Raw genomic sequence first — 14,638 nt, forward strand, 5'->3', positions numbered from 1 at the left:
CGTATAAAAGTAATCATTAATATATTAATGAATGCCGGTTGTCATGTTTTGCCATTGGAGGAGTTCGCATGAAAGGCACCGTATTTTCCGTTGCGCTGAACCACCGCAGCCAACTGGACGCCTGGGATCAGGCGTTTCACCAGCCACCGTATCAAACCCCGCCCAAAACCCCGGTGTGGTTTATCAAACCGCGCAACACCCACCTCGCCAACGGCGGGGCGATCCCGTTTCCGGCCGGTGAAACCGTGCAAAGCGGCGGCACGCTGGCGGTGATCATCGGCGACACCGCACGCAAGGTGCCGGCGGCGCAGGTGGGCCGTTATCTGGCCGGTTACGCACTGGCCAACGACGTCAGCCTGCCGGAAAGCAGCTTTTACCGCCCGGCGATCAAGGCCAAATGCCGCGACGGGTTCTGCCCGCTGGGGGAGATCGGCCAGCTGGCGACTGCCGATCGGCTGGAGATCGTCACCGAGATCAACGGCGTGGAGCGGGATCGCTGGTCCACCGCCGATCTGGTGCGCTCGGTGCCGGAACTGATCGCCGCCATCAGCGATTTCATCACTCTGCAGCCGGGCGATGCGGTGCTGATCGGCACCCCGCACCAGCGGGTGGAGATCAAACCGGGAGATGAGGTGACGGTGCGTGCCGCCGGCCTGCCCACTCTGACCAACCGCGTCACCCAGGCAGGAGCCGCATCATGAAACATGCTCGTATTCGCCATCATGGCCAGGTCTTCAACGTGCAGGTGGATGACCAGCTGCGCGTCACGCTGCCGAACGGCGAGGTGCTGCAGGAGCGCGAAGTGGAATGGCTGCCGCCGGCGCAGGGCACGGTGTTCGCCTTGGGGCTGAACTATGCCGACCACGCCAGCGAGCTGGAATTCAAGGCGCCGGAAGAACCGCTGGTGTTCCTCAAGGCGCCGAACACCCTGACCGGGCACCGTCAGGTGTCGGTACGCCCGGCCGGCGTGGAGTACATGCATTACGAAGCCGAGCTGGTGGCGGTGATCGGCAAGACCGCGCGCAACGTCAGCCGTGAGCACGCCATGGAGTACGTGGCGGGTTACACCCTGTGTAACGACTACGCCATCCGCGATTACCTGGAGAACTACTACCGGCCAAATCTGCGGGTGAAGAGCCGCGACACCCTGACGCCGATCGGGCCGTATATCGTCGATCGCGACGATGTCGCCGATCCGCACCGGCTGGCGCTCGGCACCTATGTCAACGGCGAGCTGCGCCAGCGCGGCAGCACCGCCGACATGATTTTCGACATTCCGTTCCTGATCGCCTACCTGAGCGAATTCATGACGCTGCAGCCGGGCGACATGATCGCCACCGGCACGCCGAAAGGGCTGGCCGACGTGCAGCCGGGCGATGAAGTGGTGGTGGAGATCGAGGGCATCGGCCGTCTGGTTAACCACATTATCAGTGAAAAAGATTACGAGGAGAGCCTGCGATGAAAACCATCAACCACTGGATCAACGGCAAGAACGTCGCCAGCAAAGAGTACTTCACCACCACCAACCCGGCGAACGGCGAGGTGCTGGCGGAGGTGGCTTCCGGCGGTCAGTTGGAGATCGACCAGGCGGTGGCGGCAGCGAAAGAGGCGTTCCCCAAATGGGCCAACACGCCGATGAAAGAGCGCGCGCGCCTGATGCGCCGCCTGGGGGAGCTGATTGACCAGAACGTGCCGCAGATCGCCGAACTGGAAACCGCCGACACCGGCCTGCCGATCCACCAGACCAAAAACGTGCTGATCCCGCGCGCCTCGCACAACTTCGAGTTCTTCGCCGAGGTGTGCCAGCAGATGAACGGCAAGACCTACCCGGTGGACGACAAGATGCTCAACTACACGCTGGTGCAGCCGGTGGGGGTGTGTGCGCTGGTATCGCCGTGGAACGTGCCGTTCATGACCGCCACCTGGAAAACCGCGCCTTGCCTGGCGCTGGGCAACACCGCGGTGCTGAAGATGTCCGAACTGTCGCCGCTGACCGCCGACCGCCTGGGCGAGCTGGCGCTGGAGGCCGGCATCCCGGCCGGGGTGCTGAATGTGGTGCAGGGCTACGGCGCCACTGCCGGCGACGCGCTGGTGCGCCATAAAGACGTGCGCGCGGTTTCCTTCACCGGCGGCACCGCCACCGGCCGCCGCATCATCGAAAGCGCCGGGCTGAAGAAATTCTCCATGGAACTGGGCGGCAAGTCGCCGGTGCTGATCTTTGAAGACGCGGACATCGAGCGGGCGCTCGACGCCGCGCTATTCACCATCTTCTCAATCAACGGTGAACGCTGCACCGCCGGTTCGCGCATCTTCATTCAGGAGAGCATCTACCCGGAATTCGTCAAACGCTTCGCCGAGCGCGCCAACCGTCTGCGCGTGGGCGATCCGCAAGATCCCAACACCCAGGTGGGGGCGCTGATCAGCCCGCAGCACTGGGAAAAAGTCTCCGGCTATATCCGCCTCGGGGTGGAAGAAGGGGCAACCCTGCTGGCCGGCGGCCCGGACAAACCGGCCGGTTTGAGCCACGGCAACTTCCTGCGCCCGACGGTGCTGGCGGATGTCGATAACCGGATGCGCGTGGCGCAGGAGGAGATTTTCGGGCCGGTGGCCTGCCTGCTGCCGTTCAAGTCGGAAGAAGACGGCCTGCGCATGGCCAACGACGTGGAGTACGGCCTGGCGTCGTACATCTGGACGCAGGATGTGAGCAAGGTTCTGCGCCTGGCCCGCGGCATCGAAGCCGGCATGGTTTTCGTCAACACCCAAAACGTACGCGATCTGCGCCAACCGTTCGGCGGCGTGAAAGCCTCCGGCACCGGCCGCGAAGGCGGCGAATACAGCTTCGAAGTATTCGCCGAAATGAAGAACGTGTGCATTTCCATGGGCAACCACCCGATCCCGAAATGGGGCGTTTGAGCCTCAGGCCACAATAATAACGAAAGAGATGAGAACAATGACGACAAAACTTACCACTGATGCTGTCCCTGCTCCCGACGTCGTGCGCTGTGCCTACATGGAAATTCAGGTCACGAACCTTAAAGCCGCACGCGAATTTTACGTCGATATCCTCGGCCTGGTCGTGACCGCCGAAGAGGATAAAACCCTCTATCTGCGTTCGATGGAGGAGTTTATTCACCATAACCTGGTGCTGCGCGAAGGCCCGGTCGCCGCCGTGGCGGCGTTTGCTTTCCGCGTGCGCACGCCGGAAGACGTCGATCGCGCCGAAGCGTATTTCAAGGCGCTTGGCTGCCGTACCGAGCGTCGGGTGAACGGGTTCGCCAAAGGCATCGGCGATGCGGTGCGGGTAGAGGATCCGCTCGGTTTTCCGTATGAGTTTTTCTACGACGTGCAGCACGTCGAGCGTCTGGCCTGGCGCTACGATCTGTATACGCCGGGCGCGCTGGTGCGCCTCGACCACTTTAACCAAATCACCCCTGACGTGCCGCGCGCCGTGGAATACATCCAGGGGCTGGGCTTCCGCGTGACGGAAGACATCCGCGATGAAGACGGCGTGGTTTACGCGGCCTGGATGCGCCGCAAGGCGACGGTGCACGATACCGCGATGACCGGCGGCGCCGGGCCGCGCATGCACCACATCGCCTTCGCCACCCATGAAAAGCACAACATTTTGGCCATCTGCGACAAGCTCGGCGCGCTGCGCAAATCCGATTTGATCGAACGCGGCCCTGGTCGCCACGGCGTCTCCAACGCGTTCTATCTCTACCTGCGCGATCCCGATGGCCACCGGGTGGAAATCTACACGCAGGATTACTACACCGGCGATCCGGACAACCCGACCGTGACCTGGGACGTACATGACAACCAGCGCCGCGACTGGTGGGGCAATCCGGTGGTGCCGAGCTGGTACACCGAAGGATCGCTGGTGCTGGATCTCGATGGGCAGCCGCAGCCGGTCATCGAGCGCAGTGCGCCCAGCGAAATGGCCGTTACCATCGGCGCAGACGGTTTTTCCTATACCCGCGAGGGCGATACGGAAAAAGGTTTCAAACTTGGCAATACGCTGTAAATGCCGCTGCGCGGGCCTTGCCTGCGTCTATGCGCCGTCTGGAGAACGCTATGCCCCATTTTTACGCTGAATGTACCGACAACATCCGCCGCGAGGCGGATTTGCCCACCCTGTTCGCCAAGGTCAACGAGGCGCTGGCGGCGACCGGCATCTTCCCGCTGGCCGGCGTGCGCAGCCGCGCCATCTGGCTCGATACCTGGCAGATGGCCGACGGCAAGCAGGATTACGCCTTCGTGCACATGACGCTGAAGATCGGCCACGGCCGCAGTCTGGAAAGCCGGCAGCAGGTGGGCGAGATGCTGTTTGCGCTGATCAAGGAACACTTTGCCGCGCTGATGGCGCAGCGTTACCTGGCGCTCTCTTTCACCATGGAAGAGCTGGATCCGGTGCTGAATTACAAACAGAACAATGTCCACGCGCTGTTCAACAAGGCGTGAATAAGGGGTCGTAAATGCTGGATAAAGAGCAGGTTAACCGCGCCGTGCAGCGCCTGCACCAGGCGGAAAAGAGTCGTGAGCAGATCCGCGCGCTGTCGCTCGATCATCCCGAGATCACCATTGAAGACGCCTATGCCATTCAGCGGCAGTGGGTGGCGCTGAAGATCGCCGAGGGGCGCACGCTCAAAGGCCACAAGATCGGCCTGACGTCGCGCGCCATGCAGGTGAGCTCGCAGATCACCGAGCCGGACTACGGCGCGCTGCTGGACGACATGTTCTTCAACGACGGCAGCGACATTCCGATCGACCGCTTTATCGTGCCGCGGGTGGAGGTGGAACTGGCGTTCGTGCTGGCCAAGCCGCTGCGCGGGCCGAACTGCACGCTGTTCGACGTCTACAACGCCACCGACTACGTCATTCCGGCGCTGGAGATCATCGACGCGCGCAGCCACAACGTCGATCCCGAGACGCAGCGGCCGCGCAAGGTGTTCGACACCATCTCCGACAACGCCGCCAACGCCGGGGTGGTGATGGGCGGGCGGCCAATCAAGCCGGATGCGCTGGATCTGCGCTGGATCTCCGCGCTGCTGTACCGCAACGGCGTGATTGAAGAGTCCGGCGTGGCGGCGGCGGTGCTCAATCATCCGGCCAACGGTGTGGCCTGGCTGGCCAACAAGCTGGCGCCGTATGAGGTGGAGCTGGAAGCGGGGCAGGTGATCCTCGGCGGTTCCTTCACCCGGCCGGTGCCGGCGCGGCGCGGTGATACTTTCCACGTCGATTACGGCCCGATGGGCTGCATCAGCTGCCGCTTCGTCTAATAAGCCGGCTCGGCGAACCGGGCCGCAATAATCGGGCGGGGGCCACGCGCCGCGCCCGCTTGTCAGGGAGAATGCGATGTTAACCAACCACTTCAAGCGAGCGCTGCAGGAAAAACGCCCGCAGATCGGGCTGTGGCTCGGGCTGTGCAGCAGCTACAGCGCCGAGCTGCTGGCCGGCGCCGGTTTCGACTGGCTGCTGATCGACGGCGAACATGCGCCCAACAACGTGCAAACGGTGCTGGGGCAGCTGCAGGCGGTCGCGCCTTACCCGAGCCAGCCGGTGGTGCGCCCGCCGTGGAACGACGCGGTGATCATCAAGCAACTGCTGGACGTCGGCGCGCAAACCTTATTGATCCCGATGATTCAGAATGCCGAACAGGCGCGCGACGCGGTGCGCGCCACGCGCTATCCGCCGCACGGCGTGCGCGGCGTCGGCAGCGCCCTGGCGCGCGCCTCACGCTGGAACCGGGTGCCCGATTACCTGCAGCAGGCCGATGAGCAGATGTGCGTGCTGGTGCAAATTGAAACCCGCGAAGCGGTGAAAAACCTCGACGCCATTTTGCAGGTGGAAGGGGTGGACGGCGTGTTTATCGGCCCGGCGGATCTCAGCGCCGACATGGGCTTTGCCGGTAATCCGCAGCACCCGGAGGTGCAGCGCACCATCGACGACGCCATCGCGCGTATCCGCGCCGCCGGCAAGGCGCCGGGCATTTTGATGGCCAACAAGGCGCTGGCGCAGCGCTATCTGGAGGCCGGCGCGCTGTTCGTCGCGGTGGGGGTGGACACCACCCTGCTGGCGCGGGCGGCGGAAGCCCTGGCGGATGAGTTCAAACAGGGCGGGGCGCAAGCGCCTTCATCGGGAGTCTACTGAACCATGAACCACGTCGATTCGCTGCCGCCGGCCAACCCGGCGCAGCAACATAAAGCGTTAACCGCCGCCGAGCAATCGGTGATTAAAAAGTTGTTTCGGCGCCTGATCATTTTCCTGTTCGTGTTGTTTGTTTTCTCTTTCCTCGATCGTATCAACATCGGCTTCGCCGGGCTGACGATGGGCAAAGATCTCGGCCTCAGCTCGACCATGTTCGGGCTGGCGGCGACGTTGTTCTATGTCACCTACGTGATCTTTGGCATACCGAGCAACATGATGCTGAGCCGGGTCGGTGCGCGGCGCTGGATCGCCACCATCATGGTGCTGTGGGGCATTGCCTCCACCTGCACCATGTTCGCTACCGGGCCGACCAGTCTGTACGTGCTGCGCATGATTGTCGGCATCACCGAGGCCGGCTTCCTGCCGGGCATTCTGGTGTACCTCACCTACTGGTTCCCGGCGTTTTACCGCGCCCGCGCCAACGCGCTGTTCATGATCGCCATGCCGGTGACCATGGCGATCGGCTCGCTGGTCTCCGGCTATATCCTGGCGCTGGACGGGGTGATGAACCTGAAGGGCTGGCAGTGGCTGTTCCTGCTGGAAGGCATTCCATCGGTGCTGCTGGGCGTGGTGGTGTGGTTCTACCTCGATGACACCCCGGCCAAGGCCAAGTGGCTGACCGACGAGGAAAAAGCCAGCCTGAAGGCGATGATGGAGGCCGACAAGCTGCAGCTGGTGCAGCCCAACGGGCCGAGCAGCCACCGCGCGCTGCAGCAGCGCAGCCTGTGGCGTGAGATCTGCACGCCGATCGTGCTGATGTACACGCTGGCCTATTTCTGCCTGACCAACACCCTGAGCGCGATCAACATCTGGACGCCGCAGATCCTGCAGAGCTTCAACCAGGGCAGCAGCAACGTGACGATCGGCATTCTGGCGGCGATCCCGCAGATCTGCACCATCGCCGGCATGGTGTGGTGGAGCAAACGATCCGACAGGCTGCAGGAGCGCAAGCATCACACCGCGCTGCCGTACCTGTTCGCCGCCGCCGGCTGGCTGTTGGCGTCCGCCACCGATCACAGCCTGATCCAACTGCTGGGGATCGTGATGGCCTCGGTTGGCTCCTTTACCGCCATGGCGATCTTCTGGACCACGCCGGATCAGTCGATCAGCCTGGAAGCGCGGGCGGTGGGGATCGCGGTGATCAACGCCACCGGCAACATCGGATCGGCGCTCAGCCCGCTGCTGATCGGCTGGTTCAAGGATCTGACCGGCAGCTTCAACTCCGGGCTGTATTTCGTTTCGGCGCTGTTGATCGTCGGCGCCGTGCTGGTGTGGCGCATTCCGATGAAGGATTCGCGCCCGAGAGCGACGCCTTGATGCGCAAGTGGGCATGATTGCAGGAGGTCATGAGGTGCGGAAAAGTACCGGCTTTATCGCCAACATCGATATTTGCAAAGAGTATGACGCGCGCTACGCCGCCGACGAGGTGCACTACGAAACCTTCGCCGGGCTGGCGGCATTCTTCGGCCGCGACATGCAGGTGCACTGGCACGACTGCTTCTTCCAGGTGCATTTCCTGGAGACCGGCAAGATAGAGCTGCAGCTCGACGATCAGCACTATTCGGTGCAGGCGCCGCTGTTCATCCTCACGCCGCCGTCGGTGCCGCATGCGTTCTTCACCGAACCGGACAGCGACGGCCACGTGCTGACGGTGCGCCAGGAGCTGATTTGGCCGCTGCTGGAGCGCCTGTACCCCGGCAGCAACCTGGCGCTGGACATGCCGGGCATCTGCCTGTCGCTGGCCGATGCGCCGCAGGAGCTGACGGCGCTCAGCCACTACTGGGCGCTGATCCGCCGCGAGTTCGCGCAGAACCTGGCCGGGCGCGAACAGACGCTGGCGCTGTTGGCGCAGGCGGTGTTCACGCTGCTGCTGCGCAACACCGCGCTGGAAGACAGCGCCAACAGCGGCGTGCGCGGCGAACTGCAGCTGTTTCAACGGTTTAACAAGATGGTGGACGAGCGTTTTCGCGAGCATCTGCCGGTGCCGGAGTATGCGCAGGCGTTGGGGGTGACTGAATCGCGGCTCAACGACCTGTGTCGGCGCTTCGCAAACCGGCCGCCCAAACGGCTGATTTTCGATCGGCTGCTGCGCGAGGCCAAGCGCATGCTGCTGTTCAGCGCCTGCACGGTGCATGAAACCGCTTACAGCCTCGGCTTCAAGGATCCGGCCTATTTCGCCCGTTTTTTCAATCGGCTGGAAGGCTGTTCCCCCTCGACCTACCGCGCGGCGCAACACGCCCTTTCGTAACCGCGATCACAGTTTGCCGCGAAAGCGGCAAACTGACCTGAAAAGTACCGGCGATTGCCGCAAAAGTCTCTTCTCGAAACCGGCTTTGGCAGCTTCAATTAAGCAACCAAAAGAAAACATTATTTTAACAAATGGCCGACTCCACGGCCTGAAAAATGCCGATGACGAGGAAGACCCGATGAAACCAGAAGACTTTCGTGCCGACAGCAAACGCCCGTTCACCGGCGCCGAATACCTGAAAAGTTTGCAGGATAGCCGCGAAATCTACATTTACGGCGAACGCGTAAAAGACGTCACCACCCACCCGGCGTTCCGCAATGCGGCGGCGTCGGTCGGCCAGCTGTACGACGCGCTGCACGATCCGGCCAGCCAGGATCGCCTGTGCTGGAATACCGACACCGGCAACGGCGGCTATACCCACAAATTCTTCCGCTACGCCCGCAGCCCGGAAGAGATGCGCCAGCAGCGTGACGCCATCGCCGACTGGTCACGCCAAAGCTACGGCTGGATGGGGCGCACGCCGGATTATAAGGCGGCCTTCGGCTGCGCGCTGGGCGCTTATCCGGAGTTCTACGGCCAGTTCGCCGATAACGCGCGCCACTGGTACAAACGCATTCAGGAAACCGGGCTCTATTTCAACCACGCCATCGTCAACCCGCCGATCGATCGTCATAAGCCGGTCAATGAGGTGAAGGACGTCTACATTCAGGTGGAGAAAGAAACTGACGCCGGCATCGTGGTCAGCGGCGCCAAAGTGGTGGCTACCAACTCGGCGTTGACCCACTACAACTTCATCGGCTTCGGTTCGGCGCAGGTGATGGGCGATAATCCGGACTTCGCGCTGATGTTCGTGGCGCCGATGGACGCCGAAGGAGTGAAGCTGATTTCGCGCGCCTCCTACGAGCTGGTGGCCGGCGCCACCGGATCGCCGTTTGACTATCCGCTCACCAGCCGCTTCGACGAGAACGACGCGATCCTGATCATGGATCATGTGCTGATCCCGTGGGAAAACGTGCTGATCTACCGCGATTTCGACCGCTGCCGCCGCTGGAGCACCCAGGGCGGTTTCGCCCGGCTGTTCCCGCTGCAGGCCTGCGTGCGCCTGGCGGTGAAGATGGATTTCATCACCGCGCTGTTGCAAAAGAGCCTCTCGTGCACCGGCGTGCTGGAGTTCCGCGGCGTGCAGGCCGATCTGGGCGAAGTGGTGGCCTGGCGCAACCTGTTCTGGTCGCTGAGCGACGCGATGTGCGCCGAAGCCACGCAATGGGAAAACGGCGCCTACCTGCCGGATTCCGCCGCGCTGCAAACCTACCGCGTGATGGCGCCGATGGCCTACACCAAGGTGAAACACATCATCGAGAAGAACGTCACCAGCGGCCTGATCTACCTGCCGTCCAGCGTGCGCGACATGAACAACCCGGAGATCGACAAGTACCTGGCGCGCTACGTGCGCGGATCGGACGGCATGGATCACGTCGAGCGCATCAAGATCCTCAAGCTGATGTGGGACGCGATCGGCAGTGAGTTCGGCGGGCGCCACGAGCTGTATGAGATCAACTATGCCGGCAGCCAGGATGAGATCCGCCTGCAGTGCCTGCGCCATGCGCAGGGATCCGGCAATATGGATCGCATGATGCAGATGGTCGACAAGTGCCTGGCCGATTACGATCAGCACGGCTGGAAGGTGCCGCACCTGCGGAACAATGACGATATTAATCAGTTGGATAATCTGCTGAAGTAATTCAGGAGGAGGTTGTATGTCTCAGGAAAATGAACAGCGGCTGCGCTTTCGCGACGCCATGGCCAGCCTGTCGGCGGCGGTGAATATCGTCACCACTGACGGCCCGGCGGGGCGCTGCGGCATCACCGCCACGGCGGTGTGCTCGGTAACCGATACGCCGCCGACGCTGCTGGTGTGCATCAACCGCAACAGCGCGATGAACCCGGTGTTTCAGGAAAACCGCAGGCTGTGCGTCAACGTGCTCAACCACGAGCAGGAGCTGATGGCGCGCCACTTCGCCGGCATGACCGGCGTCAGCATGGAAGATCGTTTCCGGCTGGAAGAGTGGCAGCTTGGCGCACTGGGGCAGCCGGTGCTGCGCAATACCCTGGCCAGCCTGGAAGGGGAAATCGAGCAGATTCAGAGCATCGGTACCCACCAGATGTACCTGGTGCAGATCAAGCAGATCGCGCTGAGCGAAGCCGGCAACGGCCTGATCTACTTCAAGCGCAACTTCCATCCGGTGATCCATCAGATGGCGGTGCTGGCCTGAGACGTGGGGGCGCAGCCAGCTGCGCCCCACATATCAACTCTTGTTGGCCGCCAGATCGCTCACCAGGCGGTTGACCGGATCGCTCATGTTGGTGAACTTACTCAGCTCCGAACGGGTCACCACCACGAACACCCCGACATTTTTCGCCGGGATCATCGCCATGTAGGTGATGAACCCGCCGCCGCCGCCGGTCTTCTGAATGATGCCCGGCAGCCCGTCCTTCGGCGCCATATACACCCAGCCTAACCCCAGCGCATCTGCTTGCCCCGGCACGTCCATGCCCTTCAGCGACACCAGATCGTGGCGCTGGAAGTACATGGTTTGTTCGCTGGCGGCGGTGGCTTTGCGCGGGCCGCTGGCGCTGGAGGAGAGGAACTGCTGCATCCAGCGCTGCATGTCGCGCGGGGTGGAGTAGACGCCGCCGCTGCCGGCCGCGGCGGTGGTGTCGCGGCAGGCACTCGGGCCGGCCGCCGCCACCATCAGGCGCGAACACTGTTCAGGGCTCGGCGTCAGCGTGGTATCCACCATGCCGAGCGGCGCGGTGATTTTCTCTTTCAGCAGCGCGTTATAAGGCTTGCCCGCGGCGCGCGACAGCGCATCGGCCAGCAGATCGTACGCCAGGTTGGAATACGCGGCGTGCACGCCCGGCGGCGTCGTGATGTTGGCATGCGCCAGCCACTGCCAGCGCTGGGCCTTGGTCGGCCAGGTGAACACCGGCGTTTTAGGCGGCTTCTTGCCCGGCTGCTCGCGCGGCAGCGCGCTGGTGTGGGTGGCCAGGTTCAATAACGTGATCGGCTGGCCGGCGTTGTAAGCCGGCACATAGGCGCCTTTGGGAGCGTACTTGCGCAGCGGATCGGTCAGTTTGACCTGGCCTGCCGCCGCCATTTTTACCATCACTTCACTGGTCATCAGCTTGGTGATCGACGCGATGCGGATCAGCGAATCCGGGCGCGGGCGCAGGTTGTTGCCGGGCTTGGTGTCGCCGAAGCTGCGGTTAACCACCTGATTGCCGTCGATCACCACCAGCGCCATGCCGGTGGCGCCGCTGTTGTAGAAAATATGTTCGGCATACTGGTCGACGATTTGCGAAGCCAGCTGCGGGGGCGCGGCCTGCACGGCCAGCGGCGCGGCGCACAGGCCCAGCGCCAGCAATAAAGCGGAGACAGAGTTCTTCAACGGTCGTTATCCATTTAACAATGCAGCGGGGAAAGGGCTTATTCGTCGCCCAGTGTAATGCCCCCAGGCCCCGGCTGCATGTAGAAAAAAGAGCGGTGGCGATAAAATTTTTTCACCGCCGGCGGCCTACTGCGCGCGGGCGAAAATGGCGATCACTTCGTCCAGGTGCGCCTTCATCGCCTTGCGGGCGCCGCGCACGTCGCGCGCTTCGATCGCCGCCAGGATCGCCCGGTGTTCCAGCTCGGAGCGGTGCGGCATGTCGTCCGGCGTATAGTGGCGCTGCAGCACGCGGAACATGCTGCCGTAACGGTGGCCGAGCAGGTGGCCGATGATGAACGCATAGGCCGGGTTGCCGCTGGCCTGGGCGATGCGGATGTGGAACAGCCGATCGCCGGGGTGGGTGGCGGAACCGGCGCGGTTATCGCGGCAGTTCTGTTCATAGGCGGCGCGGATACCCGCCAGCTCTTCGTCGGTGGCGTGGCGCGCGGCCAGCGCGGCGGTCTCCGGTTCGATCAGCAGGCGGGTTTGCAGCAGAGAAAACGGCGGCAACTCGGCGTTGAAATCCAGCTCGATGTTCAGTTCGTCGTCGATCTCCGCCCACTGGTTGCGGCCGGCTTGGGCCATCACCGGCTCCTGCGACGGCGCCAGCGGCGTTGGCGAGCGCACGATCACCCCGTTGCCGACCTTGACGTCTACCAGGCCGATCACTTCCAGCGCGATCAGCGCCTCGCGCACTGACGCGCGGCTGACCTGCAATTGCTGGGCGAGATCGCGCTCCGAGGGCAGACGGCTGCCCGGCGGAAATTCGTTATTTTCGATCAGACGTTTGAGTTGGTCAGCTATCTGTCTGTAAATTCTTGGGTTTTCCAGTCGGGTAATCGGCATTTTTGACCTTTGACGATTCGGCGTTCAGTGATTTGGCGCACAATTATGCGATAAGGCGCTTGAGTAATTGTTATTCAAGTGTAAAAAAATGGTTAATTGAAATGCGGTTTCAAGGCTGTTTTTATTAACTTCTTCCCCCAACGATAACGCGTAAAGCGTCTTTTGTCATGTTAGAGGCCTGACCTTTAACCGCCTTTATTGGCCTGACCATTAGACCTTTAGGCCGAGGAGTCAAGATGGATTTAACCGGGAAACGCGTACTGATCACCGCCGCCGGGCAAGGGATCGGTTTTACCACCGCCAGGCTGTTCGCCGCCGCCGGCGCTGAAGTGATCGCCAGCGACATCAACCTCGAGCGCCTGCAGGGCTCCGCCGGGATCCGCGCGCTGACGCTGAACGTCACCGATCCGGCCGCCATTGCGGCGGCGGCGGAAGCGATCGGCCCGATCGACGTGTTGTTCAACTGCGCCGGCGTGGTGCACAGCGGATCGATCCTCGATTGCAGCGAGGATCAGTGGGCGTTCGCGCTCGATCTCAACGTGACCGCGATGTTCCGCATGATCCGCGCCTTCCTGCCGGGCATGTTGGCGCGCGGCAAAGGCTCGATCATCAACATGTCCTCGGTGGCCTCAAGCGTGAAAGGGGTGCCGAACCGCTTCGCCTACGGCGCCAGCAAGGCGGCGGTGATCGGCCTGACGCGCTCGGTGGCGGCGGATTACGTCACCCAGGGCATCCGCTGCAACGCCATTTGCCCCGGCACGGTGGAATCGCCGTCGCTGCGCCAGCGCATCGCCGAGCAGGCGCGCGAACAGGGGCGCAGCGAGCAAGAGGTGTATCAGGCGTTCGTCGCCCGTCAGCCGATCGGGCGCATCGGCACCACCGAGGAAATCGCCCAATTGGCGCTGTATCTGGCCTCCGACGCCAGTTCGTACACCACCGGCACGGTGCAGATCATCGACGGTGGCTGGAGCAACTGAGCCGCCATTTTTGAGAGAGGAACGCATGAAACTTTTACGTTATGGGGAACCCGGGCAAGAGCGCCCCGGCATGTTGGATGAGCAGGGCCGCCTGCGCGATCTGTCGCAGCATATCGCCGACGTGGGCGGCGCCGCGTTATCGCCGGTGTCGCTCGCCAAACTGCGCGCGCTGGACAGCGCCGCATTGCCGCTGGTCGAGGGGCAGCCGCGTCTCGGCGCCTGCGTCGGCGGCATCGGCAAGTTCATCTGCATCGGCCTGAATTACGCCGATCACGCGGCGGAGACCGGTGCGGCCATTCCTGAGGAACCGGTGGTGTTCAACAAATGGACCAGCGCGGTGGTCGGCCCCTACGACCGGGTGGAGATCCCGCGCGGATCGCAGAAAACCGACTGGGAAGTGGAGCTGGGCGTGGTGATCGGCCTGGGCGGGCGCTACATCAGCGAAGCGGATGCGATGCGCCACGTCGCCGGTTATTGCGTGATCAACGACGTCTCAGAACGCGAATATCAAATTGAGCGCGGCGGCACCTGGGACAAGGGCAAAGGCTGCGACACCTTTGGGCCGATCGGCCCCTGGCTGGTGACCGCCGACGAAATCGCCGATCCGCACAGCCTGAACCTGTGGCTGGAGGTGGACGGCAAGCGCTATCAGGACGGCAACACCAGCACCATGATCTTCCGCATTCCGCAGATCGTCAGCTACCTCAGCCGCTTTATGAGCCTGCAGCCGGGCGACGTGATCTCCACCGGCACGCCGCCGGGCGTCGGCATGGGGCAGAAACCGCAGCCCATCTACCTGCGGGCGGGCCAGACGATGCGTCTGGGCATTGAAGGGCTGGGCGAACAGCGCCAGCAAACCGTACAGGCTTAAC

The 14,638-nt window shown here is 62.9% G+C and carries 15 protein-coding genes; 13 read left to right on the top strand and 2 right to left on the bottom strand.

Going from position 1 to position 14,638, the window contains the following annotated elements; all coding sequences use genetic code 11:
- Positions 1-68: 68 nt before the first annotated feature.
- From ACSJLU_RS02875 to hpaC, 11 genes are all read left to right on the top strand, one after another.
- A complete protein-coding gene (locus ACSJLU_RS02875) occupies positions 69-701 on the top strand; it encodes a fumarylacetoacetate hydrolase family protein (protein ID WP_060434146.1) in 633 nt (210 codons plus the stop codon).
- The gene (locus ACSJLU_RS02880; RefSeq protein ID WP_033641766.1) at positions 698-1,462 is read left to right on the top strand and encodes a fumarylacetoacetate hydrolase family protein; all 765 of its coding nucleotides are present in this window, start codon (positions 698-700) and stop codon (positions 1,460-1,462) included. The genes ACSJLU_RS02875 and ACSJLU_RS02880 overlap by 4 nt, the downstream gene beginning before the upstream one ends.
- Complete coding sequence (gene hpaE / locus ACSJLU_RS02885; RefSeq protein ID WP_046688192.1) at positions 1,459-2,913, top strand: 5-carboxymethyl-2-hydroxymuconate semialdehyde dehydrogenase; 1,455 nt, start codon at positions 1,459-1,461, stop codon at positions 2,911-2,913. The genes ACSJLU_RS02880 and hpaE overlap by 4 nt, the downstream gene beginning before the upstream one ends.
- A gap of 37 nt (positions 2,914-2,950) precedes the next feature.
- Entirely contained in the window at positions 2,951-4,024 is a 1,074-nt protein-coding gene (gene hpaD, locus ACSJLU_RS02890) for a 3,4-dihydroxyphenylacetate 2,3-dioxygenase (protein ID WP_089180517.1), read from the top strand.
- A 50-nt stretch (positions 4,025-4,074) separates the two neighbouring features.
- Positions 4,075-4,461 (top strand): 5-carboxymethyl-2-hydroxymuconate Delta-isomerase, encoded by a 387-nt coding sequence (locus tag ACSJLU_RS02895; RefSeq protein WP_004933172.1) that lies wholly within the window; start codon positions 4,075-4,077, stop codon positions 4,459-4,461.
- Positions 4,462-4,475: 14 nt separating this feature from the next.
- The gene (hpaH, locus tag ACSJLU_RS02900; RefSeq protein ID WP_049204624.1) at positions 4,476-5,279 is read left to right on the top strand and encodes a 2-oxo-hept-4-ene-1,7-dioate hydratase; all 804 of its coding nucleotides are present in this window, start codon (positions 4,476-4,478) and stop codon (positions 5,277-5,279) included.
- A 76-nt stretch (positions 5,280-5,355) separates the two neighbouring features.
- The gene (hpaI, locus tag ACSJLU_RS02905) at positions 5,356-6,150 is read left to right on the top strand and encodes a 4-hydroxy-2-oxoheptanedioate aldolase (RefSeq protein WP_033631724.1); all 795 of its coding nucleotides are present in this window, start codon (positions 5,356-5,358) and stop codon (positions 6,148-6,150) included.
- 3 nt (positions 6,151-6,153) lie between these two features.
- Positions 6,154-7,524, top strand: coding sequence for a 4-hydroxyphenylacetate permease (gene hpaX, locus ACSJLU_RS02910; protein WP_043136113.1), 1,371 nt, complete (start codon positions 6,154-6,156; stop codon positions 7,522-7,524).
- Positions 7,525-7,558: 34 nt separating this feature from the next.
- Positions 7,559-8,455, top strand: coding sequence for a 4-hydroxyphenylacetate catabolism regulatory protein HpaA (gene hpaA, locus ACSJLU_RS02915; RefSeq protein ID WP_004933161.1), 897 nt, complete (start codon positions 7,559-7,561; stop codon positions 8,453-8,455).
- Positions 8,456-8,633: 178 nt separating this feature from the next.
- Positions 8,634-10,196, top strand: coding sequence for a 4-hydroxyphenylacetate 3-monooxygenase, oxygenase component (hpaB, locus tag ACSJLU_RS02920; RefSeq protein WP_043136111.1), 1,563 nt, complete (start codon positions 8,634-8,636; stop codon positions 10,194-10,196).
- 16 nt (positions 10,197-10,212) lie between these two features.
- Positions 10,213-10,728: a 4-hydroxyphenylacetate 3-monooxygenase, reductase component gene (hpaC, locus tag ACSJLU_RS02925; RefSeq protein WP_025305188.1), complete on the top strand. Its 516-nt coding sequence runs from the start codon at positions 10,213-10,215 to the stop codon at positions 10,726-10,728.
- 33 nt (positions 10,729-10,761) lie between these two features.
- Here the strand turns inward: hpaC and ampH are convergent, their stop codons facing one another.
- Complete coding sequence (ampH, locus tag ACSJLU_RS02930) at positions 10,762-11,904, bottom strand: D-alanyl-D-alanine-carboxypeptidase/endopeptidase AmpH (protein WP_025305189.1); 1,143 nt, start codon at positions 11,902-11,904, stop codon at positions 10,762-10,764.
- A 126-nt stretch (positions 11,905-12,030) separates the two neighbouring features.
- Positions 12,031-12,789, bottom strand: a complete 759-nt coding sequence (locus ACSJLU_RS02935) for a FadR/GntR family transcriptional regulator (protein ID WP_025305190.1) — start codon at positions 12,787-12,789, stop codon at positions 12,031-12,033.
- A 236-nt stretch (positions 12,790-13,025) separates the two neighbouring features.
- Between ACSJLU_RS02935 and ACSJLU_RS02940 the strand changes: the two genes are divergently transcribed.
- Positions 13,026-13,766, top strand: a complete 741-nt coding sequence (locus tag ACSJLU_RS02940; protein WP_025305191.1) for an SDR family oxidoreductase — start codon at positions 13,026-13,028, stop codon at positions 13,764-13,766.
- A 25-nt stretch (positions 13,767-13,791) separates the two neighbouring features.
- Positions 13,792-14,637, top strand: coding sequence for a fumarylacetoacetate hydrolase family protein (locus ACSJLU_RS02945; protein ID WP_167324826.1), 846 nt, complete (start codon positions 13,792-13,794; stop codon positions 14,635-14,637).
- The last annotated feature ends 1 nt before the right edge of the window (position 14,638 follow it).

It is taken from the genome of Serratia bockelmannii (genome assembly GCF_051803255.1).
GTDB classification, from domain to species: domain Bacteria; phylum Pseudomonadota; class Gammaproteobacteria; order Enterobacterales; family Enterobacteriaceae; genus Serratia; species Serratia bockelmannii.